This is a genomic window from Quadrisphaera sp. KR29, from assembly GCF_052644995.1.
The window spans coordinates 51,647-64,890 of the sequence record NZ_JBQXXG010000009.1 but is presented as its reverse complement, the minus strand read 5'-3'; the positions used below and the strand labels follow the sequence as shown (position 1 = coordinate 64,890).

The window sequence follows — 13,244 nt, the reverse complement described above, 5'->3', positions numbered from 1 at the left end:
GGTGCCCCGACGCGCAGCAGCCCCCGTCCTGGCCGCGGCGCTGGCGGCCGACACCGCCCTGGTGCTGGTCTTCGCGGCCGTCGGGCGGCGCTCGCACGGCGAGGCGGGCGCCCTGGCGGGCCTGGCGACCACCGCGTGGCCGTTCCTGGCCGGCCTCGCGCTCGGCTGGCTCGTGGTCGCCCTGCGCCGCTGGCACCCCCTCGCCGTCGCCCCCGCCGGGCCGGCTGTGTGGGCTGGCGCCCTGGTGGGCGGCCACCTCCTGCGGCTGGTCTCGGGCCAGGGCAGCGCCGGCAGCTTCGTGGTGGTCAGCGCCGTGGTCCTGGCGGTGCTGCTGCTGGGGTGGCGCGCGCTGGGCGCGCCGCTGGCCCGCCTGCTCGGCAGCAGGCGGGCCAGCGCGCACGGGCCACGCGGCCAGGACTAGCGGCGAGGGCTCGCAGCGAGGGCTAGAGGTACTGCCCCGTGCCGTTGACGGTGTCGATGCTGCGGCCGGGCTCGGAGCCCTGCTTGCCCTGGATGATCGTGCGGATGTAGGTGATCCGCTCGCCCTTCTTGCCCGAGATCCGCGCCCAGTCGTCGGGGTTGGTGGTGTTGGGCAGGTCCTCGTTCTCCTTGAACTCGTCCACGCAGGCGTCCAGCAGGTGCTCGATGCGGATGCCGCGCTGCCCGGTGGTCAGCAGGTCCTTGATGGCGGACTTCTTGGCCCTGTCGACGATGTTCTGGATCATCGCGCCGGAGTTGAAGTCCTTGAAGTACAGGACCTCCTTGTCGCCGTTCGCGTAGGTCACCTCGAGGAACTGGTTCTCCTCGGACTCGGCGTACATGCGCTCCACGGTCCGCTCGATCATCGCCGCGGCCGTGGCCGACGGGGACCCGCCGTGGGCGGCGAGGTCGTCGGCGTGCAGCGGCAGGTCGGGCGTCAGGTACTTGGCGAACACGTCGTGGGCGGCCTGGGCGTCCGGGCGCTCGATCTTGATCTTCACGTCGAGGCGACCCGGGCGCAGGATGGCCGGGTCGATCATGTCCTCGCGGTTGGAGGCGCCGATGACGATGACGTTCTCCAGGCGCTCCACGCCGTCGATCTCGGCGAGCAGCTGCGGCACGATCGTCGTCTCGGTGTCGGAGGAGACCCCGGACCCGCGGGTGCGGAAGAGCGACTCCATCTCGTCGAAGAAGACGATGACGGGCGTGCCCTCGGAGGCCTTCTCCCGGGCGCGGGCGAAGATCAGGCGGATGTGCCGCTCGGTCTCCCCCACGTACTTGTTGAGCAGCTCGGGGCCCTTGATGTTGAGGAAGTAGCTGCGCACCTCGGACTTGCCCTGCCGCTCGGCGGCCTGCTTGCTCAGCGAGCGGGCCACCGCCTTGGCGATGAGCGTCTTGCCGCAGCCGGGCGGGCCGTACAGCAGGATGCCCTTGGGCGCCTTCAGGCCGTGCTCGCGGAAGAGCTCGGGGTGGGCGAAGGGCAGCTCCACCGCGTCGCGGATGGCCTCGATCTGCCCGGACAGACCGCCGATGTCGCTGTACTCGATGTCGGGCACCTCCTCCAGGAGGAGCTCCTCGACCTCGGCCTTCGGCACCTTCTCGAAGACCACCGAGCTGCGCGGGTCGAGGTTGAGCGCGTCACCCACGCGCAGCTTCTCGGCCTGCAGGGGCGCCGCCAGGCGGACCACGCGCTCCTCGTCGGCCTGCGCCGTCACCAGGGCCCGGCCGCCGTCGAGGACCTCCTTGAGGGTCACCACCTCGCCGATGCGGTCGTACCCGCCGGCGCGGACGACGTTGAGGGACTCGTTGAGCAGCACCTCCTGGCCGTGGCCGAGGGCGCCGGCGTCCACGGCGGGGCTGACGGCCACGCGCACCTTGCGCCCGGCCTGCACGACGTCGGCGGTGCCGTCCTCGTGGAGCTCCAGGAAGGTGGCGTAGCCCGAGGGCGGCTGCGCGAGGCGCTCGACCTCGCCCTTGAGCTCGACCAGCCGGGCGCGGGCCTCGGTGAGGGTGCGCACCAGCCTGTCGTTCTGGGACGTCGAGGCCGCCAGCTGCCGCTCGAGCTCGGCGGCCCGCTCCTCCAGGGCCCGGGTGCGGGCAGGGCTCTCCGCCAGGCGCCGTCGCAGGGCACCCACCTCCTCGCGCAGGCCCTCCACCGCACGCCGCTGGGCAGGGGGCTCGTGGTGCTCGGCCGGGAGCTCCACCTCGGCCTGGGCCGGGCGGCGCTCCGCCGCCGGGTGGGTCCCTGAGCTCGCGTCTGACATGGCACACCTCCGCTCGACCCGCGCGGGGCGGGCCGGAGTCGAGTCCGTGCTCGACGATAACTCCCGGGTCAGACGCCGCGCGGTGAGAACCCCTTGCCCGCAACGGGACCGTCACCCGGCTGTGACGAAGACGACTCCTAGGACGGCGCCCGGAGCGGTCCCGACGGCTCGGGCGACGACGCGGACGACGAGGCGGACGACGAGGCGGACGACGAGGCGGACGACGAGGCGGACGACGACGCGGACGACGACGCGGACGACGACGCGGCGTCGGCGATCCGGGCCGCGTCGCGCGCCGAGCGCCGCAGCTTCTTGTCGGAGGTGCCGCGCACGCCGAGCGCGGCGTCGTCGAAGTCCTCCTCCGCCCACGGCGACACCAGCGTCCCGGACTCGTCGCTGGCCCCGGGCGCCGGGCGCCGGCGGCGCTGCGGCGGGGTGGTGCCCGGCGCCAGGCGCCGGCTGGTCATGAGGAAACCGGTGTGCCCGACCATGCGGTGCTCCGGCCGCACCGACAACCCCTCGAGGTGCCAGCCGCGCACGAGCGACTCCCACGCGCTGGGCTCGGTCCAGCAGCCGGCGCCCCGCAGGTCCTCGGCCAGCCGGGACAGCTGGGTGGCGGTGGCGACGTAGGCGATGAGCACCCCGCCGGGCGCGAGCACGGTCGCCACCGCCTCCAGGCACTCCCAGGGCGCGAGCATGTCGAGCACCACCCGGTCGACGCTGCCCGGCTCCTCGCCGTGCTCGGGGTCGACCAGCGCCTCGGCCAGGTCGCCGACGGTGACCCGCCAGGCGGGGTGGGGGCCGCCGAAGAAGCCCTCGACGTTGCCGCGGGCGATGTCGGCGAAGTCGGCCCGGCGCTCGAAGGAGTGCACGTGGCCGTCGTCGCCGACCGCCCGCAGCAGCGACATCGACAGCGCACCGGAGCCGACGCCGGCCTCCACCACCCGCGCGCCCGGGAAGACGTCGGCCATGGCGACGACCTGGGCGGCGTCCTTGGGGTAGACCACCGCCGCGCCGCGCGGCATGGACAGCACGTGGTCGGCCAGCAGCGGGCGCAGCGCCAGGTACTCGTGCCCGGAGGTGCTCACCACCACCGACCCGTCGGGCGCGCCGATGAGCTGCTCGTGGCGCAGGTGGCCGCGGTGGGTGTGGAAGGTGGCGCCGGGCGCCAGGGTGATGGTGTGCAGGCGACCGCGGGGGTCGGTCAGCTGCACCCGGTCACCCACCCGGAAGGGGCCGCGCCGCAGCGCGGAGCCGGTGCTCACGGCTCGATCACTCCTCAGGACTGGTGCTGTGGTGGGGGCGGGGCGGGGTCAGCGGCGGGTGGCGCGCGGGCCCATGACGACGGCGACGACGTCGCGGGCGAGCAGCAGGCCGCGCACCGCGCCGGCGTCGTCGACGACCACCCACTCCTCGCTGGACTGGCCCGACATCGCGCGCAGCAGGTCGGTGCCCTGCAGCTGCTCGTGCAGCACCGTGCCGGGCAGCAGCGCGCGCGCCGCGGAGGCGGCCGGCACGCCGGCCCGCCGCTCGGGGGGCACCGCGGCGACGGCGGAGGGGTCGAGCAGGCCGCCGGGCCGGCCGTCCGGGCCGAGCAGGACCACCCAGGCGCCGCCCTGGACGCCGGCGGCGGCACCGGCGGCCGAGGCCGCGGCCAGGGCCTCGGCCAGGGAGGCGGTGGCGGGGACGCCGACGGCGGGCCGGGCCAGCTCGCGGGCGCGGGCGCGGGGGGCGCGGCGCCGGATGCTGGCGCCCTGCAGCGCCGCGCCGGCGCCGGTCCACAGCACCGCGCCCAGCACCCCGGCCCACACCACGGTGATGACGTCAGGCCGCCCGCCGCGCAGCAGGGGCCAGCCGACGGCCAGGACGGGCACGACGACGGCGAGCACGCGCCCGGTCCACCCCGCGGCGGCGGTGCCGCGGTCCCGGTCCCCCGTCAGGCGCCACACGAGCGCCTCCAGCAGCCGGCCGCCGTCCAGGGGCAGGCCGGGCAGCACGTTGAACAGGGCCACGAAGGCGTTGGTGAGCACCGCGGCGGTGAGCAGCAGCGTCGGCAGCGGCGGCAGCGCCACGAGGAGCAGCGGGAGGTAGGCGAGCGCCGCCAGGAGGCCGTTGGCGAGCGGGCCAGCGACGGCGACGGCGAAGCTGCGCCACGGCGAGGGCAGGTCGGCCTCGAACTGGGTGTGCCCGCCCCACAGGGTCAGGACGATGCGGGTGGCGGGCAGCCCGAAGCCGCGGGCGACCACGGCGTGGGCGAGCTCGTGGACGAGCACCGAGACGCCCAGCAGCACCGCGTAGCCGAAGGCGACCGAGTACGAGGCCACGGGCCCCAGCCCGGGGGCAGCCCGCACCACCGAGCCGTGGAAGAGGACGGTGATGAGCAGGGCGATGACGAACCAGGAGCGGGCCAGGACCACGGGCACGCCCAGCAGGCGCCCCAGGACCAGGCCCTCGGAGCGCTCGGACGTCGCCCCAGCCACGCCCGCCAGGGTACGTGGCGCCCGATCACGCCCGCGCCACCGGCGGCGGCGCCGGCGGCGCTCCGCGGGCGTGCCGGGCACCGGGGCCCCGAGGCCGGGGTCCCGGGGCTGGGACCTGGGCCTGGATCCGGGGCTGAGTTCCCGGGGCTGAGGACGGGGCCGGGTGTCGGTGGTGGCGCCTACCGTGGGCGACGTGCCAGCTTCCCCCGCCACCGAGGTCGCCCAGGTCCCCCCGGCAGCTCCCGGCACCCACGCTGCCGCCGACCCGGCGGCCGCGGACGCCGGGCCGCCCCGGCGCTCGTTGTCGCCGTCGCGCGCCAGCGACTTCCAGCAGTGCCCCCTGCTGTACCGCTTCCGCACCGTCGACAAGCTGCCCGAGCCGCCCTCGCCGGCGGCGGTGCGCGGCACGCTGGTGCACTCGGCGCTGGAGCACCTCTTCGACCTGCCGGCCGAGGCGCGCACCCCCCAGGCCGCCGAGGGGCTCCTGCCGGGCCGCTGGGAGCAGCTGCAGGTCGACGAGCCCGACGTCGCCTCGCTGTTCGAGGAGTCCGCGGCGGAGCGCGCCTGGCTGGAGTCCGCCGCGGCGCTGGTGCGCACGTGGTTCACCCTGGAGGACCCCACCCGCCTCGAGCCCGCCGAGCGCGAGCTGAGGGTGGAGACCCAGCTGGAGTCCGGCCTGCTGCTGCGCGGGATCATCGACAGGGTCGACGTCGCGCCCAACGGCTTGGTGCGCGTGGTCGACTACAAGACGGGCCGCTCCCCCGGCGAGGGCTTCGAGGGCAAGGCGCTCTTCCAGATGCGCTTCTACGCCCTGGCGGTCTGGCGGCTGCGGGGCGTGGTGCCCGCCCTGCTGCAGCTGGTCTACCTCGGCGACGGCGTGGTGCTGCGCCTGCAGCCCACCGAGGACGAGCTGCTGGCCACCGAGCGCAAGCTGGAAGCGCTCTCGGCGGCCATCGAGAGGGCCCGGGAGAGCGGTGACTGGCGACCCCGCACCAGCAAGCTGTGCGGCTGGTGCGCCCACCAGGCCCTGTGCCCGGCCTTCGGCGGCACTCCCCCGCCGCTGCCCGTGGTGATCGCCGACCGGTCGGGAGCTGCTGTCGACACCGCGAACGCCCCGATCGGGTGACGACCTGCTCCGGTCGGGCGTCCGCGGTGAGGTGATCTCCGCCTCATGCCGATCTGGAGGGCGTGAGCAGCCGCCTGCACGTCCCCGGCGCGCCCGGGAACGCGGACGCAGCTCCCTCCGGGAGCCGCGCCTTGCGCTCCGGCGCGCGCTCGTGGAGCAGGGTGCTCGGCGGGCCGGAGGAGCGGAGCGGTCCGCTGAGCAGCGCCGTCCGGGCCGTGCGGTGGCGTCCGCGGCGGGGATCGGTCGTCACGGCGCGTCCGGCCGTCGCGTGGCTCAGCGGTTCCCTCTTCATCGCGACCGGTGTCGCGGTCATCCTCAGCACCTACCTGCCCAGCGCCGCCCCGGACCGCGACGTCCTCGTCGTGAGGATCGTGAACTGGGTCGCCGTGGTCAGTGGTCTCGGCATGATCGTGCTGAGGGGGCGGTCCACCAGGCTGCTCCCGCACGTCACGACCGCCGGAGGGGTGCTCCTCATCACGACGGCACTGGTGTCCTCCGGCGGCGGTGCGAGCGCCGTGGCCTACGCCGCGGTCTACTGCCTCTCACCCGGCTACGCCTTCATGCTCCTCCCGCCCCGCCCGGCCACGGCGCACCTGGTGGCGACCATCGCGATCGGCGCGCCAGCCCTCGCCCTCAGCGCTGGGGTGGGCCCGGCGGAGCAGGTCGTCGTGTGGGCCGTCGCGATCCTCCTCGGCGCTGTCGTGGGCTGGATGGCGCACGCCCTGCAGCGCGCCGAGGAGGACCAGCTCACGGGCCTCGCCAACCGGCGCGGCCTGGAGAGGGCCCTGTACGAGGCGATCGCCTCCAGCGGCTCGACCAGGAAGCTCACCTACGCGCTGCTCGACCTCGACCACTTCAAGGCCTGGAACGACCTCCACGGGCGCGCCGCGGGTGACCGCCTCCTCCAGGACGTCGCGGAGGCGTGGGCGGGCGTCCTCCCCGGGCACGTGACGCTGGGGCGGCTGGGAGCCGACGAGTTCGGGGTGGTGATGCCCCAGACCTCCGGCCAGCAGGCGACTGCGCTCGTCGCCCGCCTCCACGCCGTCCTGCCCATGGGGGTCACCTGCTCAGCGGGCCTCGCCCAGCACGAGCCCGGTGAGTCCGCCTCCATGCTCACCGCGCGCGCGGAGTCCGCCGTCTACACCGCCAAGCGCGACGGCAGGGCGAGGACCCACGAGCACACGGGCTCCGGCCCGGACGGGCGCGAGATCCACGAGGCGCTGGTGCGCGAGGAGTTCGTCGTGCACTACCAGCCGATCGTCGACCCGAGGTCCGGCGCCACGGTCGCCGCAGAAGCGCTGGTGCGGTGGCGCGACCCTCGAGGCGGCCTGGTGCCGCCGGTGGAGTTCCTGCCCGAGGCGGAGCGGTCCGGCGCCATCGTCGAGCTCGGCGAGTGGGTGCTGCGGACGGCTTGCGCCACGGCCGCCTCGTGGACGAGCCGGGACGGAGTGCTGCCGTACGTGACCGTGAACGCCTCAGGGCGAGAGCTCCAGGAGCCCACGTACTGGCGGACGGTGCAGTCCGCGCTGCAAGACGCTGGGCTGCCGCCGCAGCGGCTCGTCCTGGAGCTCGTGGAGAGCCACTACGACATCGAGTCCTTCCACCTCGTCAACAACCTCCACCAGCTGCGACAGCTCGGTGTGCGCACGGCGATGGACGACTTCGGCGTCGGCTACTCCAGCCTCGACCGGCTGCGCCGGTCCGGTGTCGACATCCTCAAGATCGACAAGAGCTTCACCGACGACATCGGCTCGACCGCAGCGGAGGCACCCCTCGTGCGCGCGATCCTGGCCATGGCACGCGCCCTCCAGCTGCGGGTCGTGGCCGAGGGGGTGGAGAGCCGCGAGCAGGCCGAGTGGCTGGCCGCCAACGGCTGTGACGCCGTCCAGGGCTGGTACTTCGGACGACCGCGCGAGGACCTGCAGGCTGGGGCCGGGGACGCGGTGCCGGCGCGGTCCGGTGCACGGAGCAAGAACTCTCAGTAGGGGTGTGACTACCCGAAGTCACTCACCCGGTCCTTCGCGATCAACCGGCGGCGTGTCCTCCCCGGATGCTGCCTCCCCAGCGGAGACGATCGGACGCACCGGGTGCTCCTCAGCGCCGGCGCTCCTCGTCGTCGCACGTAAGGCGGGTCTGTGGTCGTCGATCCTTCGCTGGGCGGACGCGTGCCGCAGCAGGCCCTCCCCCGGCACGCCGGCCCGGTCACAGGAGAGCGCCGGGTCCTGCCCCACCAGCGCCGCGGGCGGGTCGAGCTGTCGGTCGACGTGCTCGACGTCGTCGACGGGGTCAGGCACCGCCGCCTCGGGGTCGACGACGCGCACTCCGCGTCCCCGACGCGCGCCACGCTCCAAGCGGAGTTCGCCGCCCACGACGCCGTTCTGCGAGCCCACCCCGAGTGGGAGGCGCCGGTGGTGCGCGACGGCGAGCTGGTCATCAGGAACCCCGCGTCCGAGTACTTCTACGCCTCACCCACGATGCGGGAGTGGAGGGTCCGGCTCGTCCCCGGAGCTGGTGCCCTCCTCCCCGTCCAGCGCCCCGGCATCAGCCACCTGCCGTCCGGGGCGGCCCTCGACGAGACCGCGGCGAGCATCTACCGCGACGCCCTCGACTCGATCGGGGTCCGGACCCGGGCCGTCGTCCTCCAGGAGATCGCACGGCGCGGCGTGACCACGGGTCGCGAAGGCCTCCCGCCCCGCTGGGTCAGCCTCGCCAGCGGGGCCGCAGTCCCCGTGCTCGACGCCATGGCCGGGCTCGAGGGGCTGGCGCTCCGCCCCCACCTGACCCTCGTGGACATCGACCCGGAGGCGCTGGCGCTCGCTCGGCGCATGCTCACCGAGCACGGTCTGCAGGAGGGCCTCGACGTCGTCCTCCTCCAGCGGGACCTGGTGCGTGACCTCCTGGTGCGCCCGAGGCTGGTGGAGGAGGTCGGCGAGGGCACCGCGGACCTCGTGGAAGCGCTCGGCATCTTCGAGTACTTCCGCGACGCGTCGTGCGTCCGACTGCTGCGCGAGGCCTTCCGGCTCCTGCGGCCCGGAGGGTCGCTCGTGGTGGCCAACATGCTGTCGGACCGCCGCGAGCTGCACTTCAACCAGCGGGCGATCGGCTGGCCCCTGCTGGTGCCGCGCAGCGTCGAGGAGCTGGTGGGCCTCGTGCGGCGCGCCGGCCTGCCGCTGGAGCGGACGACGATCAGCATTCCCCAGGACGGGGTCTACGCCGTCGTCGACGTCGTCAGGTAGTCCCGCCCCGGCTCAGACCGGCTCCACCGCCGCGGGGTCGTGGGAAGCCGCTGACGGCTGCAGCCGGCCGTCGCGGATCGCCTCGGCCCAGTGGCACGCCACCCGGTGCGGGCTGCCCCCGGTCACCGCGCGGGTGGGTGCGCCGGCCGGCGCTCCCACCCCGGGCAGTCCCAGCTCGCGCAGCGCGGGGCGCTCGTCGGCGCACCGGGTGGGCTGCACGAAGGGGCAGCGCGTGTGGAACCGGCAGCCCGACGGGGGGTCGGCGGGGCTGGGCAGGTCACCGGTGAGCAGGATGCGCTCCCGGCCGTCCTCCACCACCGGGTCCGGGACCGGCACGGCCGACATCAGCGAGAGCGTGTACGGGTGCAGCGGCTGGGCGTACAGGTCGTCGGAGTCGGCCTCCTCCACGATGCCGCCGAGGTACATCACCCCGACCCTGTCGCTGGAGTGGCGCACCACCGCGAGGTCGTGGGCGATGACCAGGTAGGTCAGGCCCAGGGCGTCCTGCAGGTCCTCCAGGAGGTTGAGCACCTGCGCCTGGACCGAGACGTCCAGGGCGCTCACGGGCTCGTCGGCGACGACGAGCGCCGGCTCGGCGGCCAGCGCGCGCGCGATGCCGATGCGCTGGCGCTGCCCGCCGGAGAACTCGTGCGGGTACCTGGTGGCCGCCGAGGCCGGCAGCCCGACCATCCCGAGCAGCTCGCGCACCCGCGCCGCCCGCTCACCCCTGCCGGGGTGGAGCCCGTGGGCGCGCAGCGGCTCCCCGATGGCCGCCTCGACGTCCATGCGCGGGTCCAGGCTGGCCATCGGGTCCTGGAAGACCATCTGCATCCGCCGGCGGGCCCGCCGCAGCTGCTCGGTGCCCAGCGAGCGCAGGTCGGTGCCGTCCAGGGTGACGGTGCCCGCGGTCGGCTCGGTCAGGCGCAGCAGCGCCCGCCCGAGGGTCGACTTGCCGCAGCCGGACTCCCCCACGAGGCCGTAGGTCTCCCCGCGCCGCACGTCGAGGTCCACGCCGTCCACGGCCTTGACCGGGGACCCGGCACGGCGCAGCAGCCCGCCGCGGCCCGGGTAGTGCACGGCCACGCCGCGCGCGGACAGCAGCACGTCGCCGGCTCGCTGGTCGTCGGGTCGCTGGTCGTCGGGTCGCTGGTCGTCGGCTCGGTGGGCGCTCATGCGCTGCGCTCCTCGGGGTGGTCGGCCGGGACGGGGTGCGCGCAGCGCAGCAGGTGCTGCCCGGCCGCGACCGGCGCGTCGTCGTCCTGCTCCAGGGGCAGGTCCGGCACCCGGCAGTCGTCGGCAGCGGCCGTGCAGCGGGGGGCGAAGGCGCACCCGTCGGTCCAGCCGATGACGTCGCGGGGCGTGCCGGGGATCGGCTGCAGCCGCTGCCCGCGCGGGGCGTCCAGGCGCGGCACCGAGGCCAGCAGGCCCGAGGTGTAGCGGTGGCGGGGCCTGGCGAACAGCTCGTGGCGCCCGGCCCGCTCCACCACGCGCCCGGAGTACATGACGGTCACCGTGTCGCACAGGCCGGCCACCACGCCGAGGTCGTGGGTGATGAGGAGCATCGCGGTGCCCCGCTCGTGCACGAGGTCGGCCAGCAGCTCCAGCACCTGCGCCTGGATGGTGACGTCGAGGGCGGTGGTGGGCTCGTCGGCGATGAGCAGCTTGGGCCGGCACGCCAGCGCGATGGCGATCATGGCGCGCTGGCGCATGCCGCCGGAGAGCTGGTGGGGGTACTCGCGCAGCCGCCGCACCGGCGCCGGGATGCCGACCCGGGCCAGCAGCTCACCGGCCTCGTCCCGCGCCGCGCGCCGCGAGGCCCCGGTGTGGCGGCGCAGCACCTCGGTGATCTGCGTGCCGACGGTGACGACGGGGTTGAGCGAGGTCATCGGGTCCTGGAAGACCATCGCGACGTCGCGGCCGCGCACCCCCTCCAGCTCCTTCTCGGGCAGCGCCAGCAGGTCGCGCCCGTCGAAGGCCGCCGTGCCGCTCACCCGGGCGGTCCTGGGCAGCAGGCCCATCACCGCCAGCGACGTCACCGACTTGCCGGACCCGGACTCCCCGACCAGCCCGGCCACCCGGCCGGCCTCGACGTCGAAGGAGACCCCGTCGACGGCCTTCGACGACGACGAGCCGCGCCCGGACCCGCCGGGGAAGGCCACGGAGAGGTCCCTGACCTCCAGGAGTGCCACTTACTTCCTGCCCTTGGGGTCGAGCGCCTCGCGCATCGCCTCACCGAGCAGGGTGAAGCCGAGCGCGGTGACGGCGATGCAGGCACCCGGCCAGATGGCCAGGTGCGGGTCGGTGGCCAGGCGCGACTGCGCGTTGACCAGCATGCGCCCCCACTCCGCGGTGGAGGGGTTGGAGGCGCCCAGGCCCAGGTAGCTCAGCGCGGCGACCTCGATGATCGCCGTCGCCAGCGTCAGGGTGGCCTGCACGATGACCGGGCCCAGGGAGTTGGGCAGCAGGTGGCTCATCACCACCGTGCGCCGCCGCACCCCCAGGGAGTGCACCGCCAGCACGTAGTCCGAGCCGCGCTGGGCCAGCATCGACCCGCGCAGCAGCCGCGCGAAGATCGGCACCTGGGCCGCCGCGATGGCGATCATCACCGACAGGGGCCGCTGCCCCAGCACCGCCGCGACGCTGACCGCCAGCAGCAGCGAGGGGATGGACAGCAGGATGTCGACCAGGCGCATCACCACGGTGTCGACCCAGCCGCCGATGCCGCCGGCCAGCACCCCGAGCAGCGCCCCGCCGGCCAGGCCCAGGGAGGTGGAGACGACGCCGATGAGCAGCGACTGCCGCGCGCCGTAGACCAGCTGCGTGAGCAGGTCGGTGCCGGTGCTGTCCAGCCCGAGCGGGTGGCCCGGGGAGGGACCGGGCACCGAGGACGGCGTCACACCGCTGTTGGGCAGCGGGACCCCGGGCGTGCCCGGGGCGATGAGCGGCGCGAACAGCGCCACCAGCAGGAACGCCGCCACGATGACCGCGCCGGCGATGGCGGTGGGGTTGCGCCGCAGCCGGCGCCAGGCGCTCGCCCACAGGCCCCCGCTGCCGACGGCGTCGGGGTCGGGCGCGCTGGGGGTGGCCGGTCCGAGCGCGTCGGAGACCTGCGTCATGACGTCCTCCGCTGCCTCACGAGAGCCTCACCCGGGGGTCGATGACGCCGTAGAGCAGGTCGACGACGAGGTTGACCAGCGCGTACGTCAGCGCGATGAAGAGGATGAACCCCTGAAGCACGGCGTAGTCGAGCTGGCTGATGGCCTGGAACAGGTAGCTGCCGATGCCGTTGAAGGCGAACACCGACTCGGTGAGCACGGCGCCGGAGAACAGCAGGCCCGTCTGCAGGCCGATGGTGGTGACCACGGGCAGCAGCGCGTTGCGCAGCACGTGGCGGCGGCTGATGAGGGCCCGCGGCAGCCCCTTGGCGCGCGCGGTGCGCACGTGGTCCTCCCCCAGCACCTCCAGCACCGAGGCGCGCGTGATGCGCACGATGATCGCCAGCGGGATGGTGCCCAGCGCGATGCCCGGCAGGACGAGGTGGACCACCGCGTCCCAGCTGGCGTCCCACTCCCGCGTGAGGATCCCGTCGAGCACGTAGAAGCCCGTGACGTGCGTGGCGTCGATGCGCGGGTCCTGACGCCCCGAGGTCGGCAGCCACGGCAGCCACTGCGAGAACACGATCTTGAGCAGGTACGCCAGGAAGAAGACCGGGATGGTCACGCCCAGCAGCGAGCCGCCGACCATGAGCGTGTCCAGCGCCCCGCCGGCGCGCCGCGCCGCGGCGTACCCCAGCGGGATCCCCAGGACGACGGCGAACAGCAGCGCCGCAGCGCTGAGCTCGATGGTGGCCGGGAAGCGCGACAGGAAGGAGTCGAGCACCGGCTCCCCCGAGGAGCTCGAGGAGCCCAGGTCACCGCGGGCCAGCCGCCCCACGTAGGTCGCGAACTGCACCGGCAGCGGCTGGTCGAAGCCGTAGGCGGCGTTGACCTGGGCGATGGACTCCGGCGTCGCGCGCTGCCCGAGCAGCGCGCGCGCCGGGTCGCCGGGCAGGGCCCGCAGCCATGCGAAGAGCAGGACCACGAGCCCCGCCAGCACCGGCACCAGCAGCAGCAGGCGCCGGACGACGAACCTCAGCACGAGGTGCTGTCAGCCCTGCGGG

Annotated in this window: 11 protein-coding genes; 4 read left to right on the top strand and 7 right to left on the bottom strand. The window is 74.8% G+C overall.

Going from position 1 to position 13,244, the window contains the following annotated elements:
- The first annotated feature begins 1 nt into the window (after position 1).
- Positions 2-421: a DUF3054 domain-containing protein gene (locus tag ACUN9U_RS10110; protein WP_445484830.1), complete on the top strand. Its 420-nt coding sequence runs from the start codon at positions 2-4 to the stop codon at positions 419-421.
- A gap of 22 nt (positions 422-443) precedes the next feature.
- On the opposite strand, the gene arc is transcribed toward ACUN9U_RS10110, so the two are convergent.
- The 3 genes from arc to ACUN9U_RS10095 form a co-directional block, all read right to left on the bottom strand.
- The gene (gene arc, locus ACUN9U_RS10105; RefSeq protein WP_445484829.1) at positions 444-2,243 is read right to left on the bottom strand and encodes a proteasome ATPase; all 1,800 of its coding nucleotides are present in this window, start codon (positions 2,241-2,243) and stop codon (positions 444-446) included.
- A 137-nt stretch (positions 2,244-2,380) separates the two neighbouring features.
- The gene (locus tag ACUN9U_RS10100; RefSeq protein WP_445484828.1) at positions 2,381-3,508 is read right to left on the bottom strand and encodes a tRNA (adenine-N1)-methyltransferase; all 1,128 of its coding nucleotides are present in this window, start codon (positions 3,506-3,508) and stop codon (positions 2,381-2,383) included.
- A 48-nt stretch (positions 3,509-3,556) separates the two neighbouring features.
- Positions 3,557-4,723, bottom strand: coding sequence for a site-2 protease family protein (locus ACUN9U_RS10095; protein WP_445484827.1), 1,167 nt, complete (start codon positions 4,721-4,723; stop codon positions 3,557-3,559).
- 193 nt (positions 4,724-4,916) lie between these two features.
- On the opposite strand from ACUN9U_RS10095, the gene ACUN9U_RS10090 reads away from it, so the two are divergent.
- The 3 genes from ACUN9U_RS10090 to ACUN9U_RS10080 all read left to right on the top strand — a co-directional run bounded on the left by ACUN9U_RS10090 (position 4,917) and on the right by ACUN9U_RS10080 (position 9,085).
- Positions 4,917-5,849 carry a RecB family exonuclease gene (locus tag ACUN9U_RS10090; RefSeq protein WP_445484826.1) on the top strand — a complete coding sequence of 311 codons (933 nt, stop codon included), beginning with the start codon at positions 4,917-4,919 and terminating at the stop codon, positions 5,847-5,849.
- Between the two features lie 362 nt (positions 5,850-6,211).
- Positions 6,212-7,834, top strand: a complete 1,623-nt coding sequence (locus ACUN9U_RS10085; RefSeq protein WP_445484825.1) for a putative bifunctional diguanylate cyclase/phosphodiesterase — start codon at positions 6,212-6,214, stop codon at positions 7,832-7,834.
- A gap of 150 nt (positions 7,835-7,984) precedes the next feature.
- Positions 7,985-9,085 (top strand): class I SAM-dependent methyltransferase, encoded by a 1,101-nt coding sequence (locus ACUN9U_RS10080; RefSeq protein WP_445484824.1) that lies wholly within the window; start codon positions 7,985-7,987, stop codon positions 9,083-9,085.
- Positions 9,086-9,097: 12 nt separating this feature from the next.
- Here ACUN9U_RS10080 and ACUN9U_RS10075 read toward each other — a convergent pair whose 3' ends face one another.
- From ACUN9U_RS10075 to ACUN9U_RS10060, 4 genes are read right to left on the bottom strand one after another with little or no spacing between them, the layout of a single operon-like run.
- Entirely contained in the window at positions 9,098-10,258 is a 1,161-nt protein-coding gene (locus ACUN9U_RS10075) for an ABC transporter ATP-binding protein (protein ID WP_445484823.1), read from the bottom strand.
- Positions 10,255-11,274 carry an ABC transporter ATP-binding protein gene (locus ACUN9U_RS10070; RefSeq protein WP_445484822.1) on the bottom strand — a complete coding sequence of 340 codons (1,020 nt, stop codon included), beginning with the start codon at positions 11,272-11,274 and terminating at the stop codon, positions 10,255-10,257. The genes ACUN9U_RS10075 and ACUN9U_RS10070 overlap by 4 nt, the downstream gene beginning before the upstream one ends.
- A complete protein-coding gene (locus ACUN9U_RS10065) occupies positions 11,275-12,201 on the bottom strand; it encodes an ABC transporter permease (RefSeq protein ID WP_445484821.1) in 927 nt (308 codons plus the stop codon).
- A gap of 16 nt (positions 12,202-12,217) precedes the next feature.
- The gene (locus tag ACUN9U_RS10060; RefSeq protein WP_445484820.1) at positions 12,218-13,222 is read right to left on the bottom strand and encodes an ABC transporter permease; all 1,005 of its coding nucleotides are present in this window, start codon (positions 13,220-13,222) and stop codon (positions 12,218-12,220) included.
- Between the last annotated feature and the right edge of the window lie 22 nt (positions 13,223-13,244).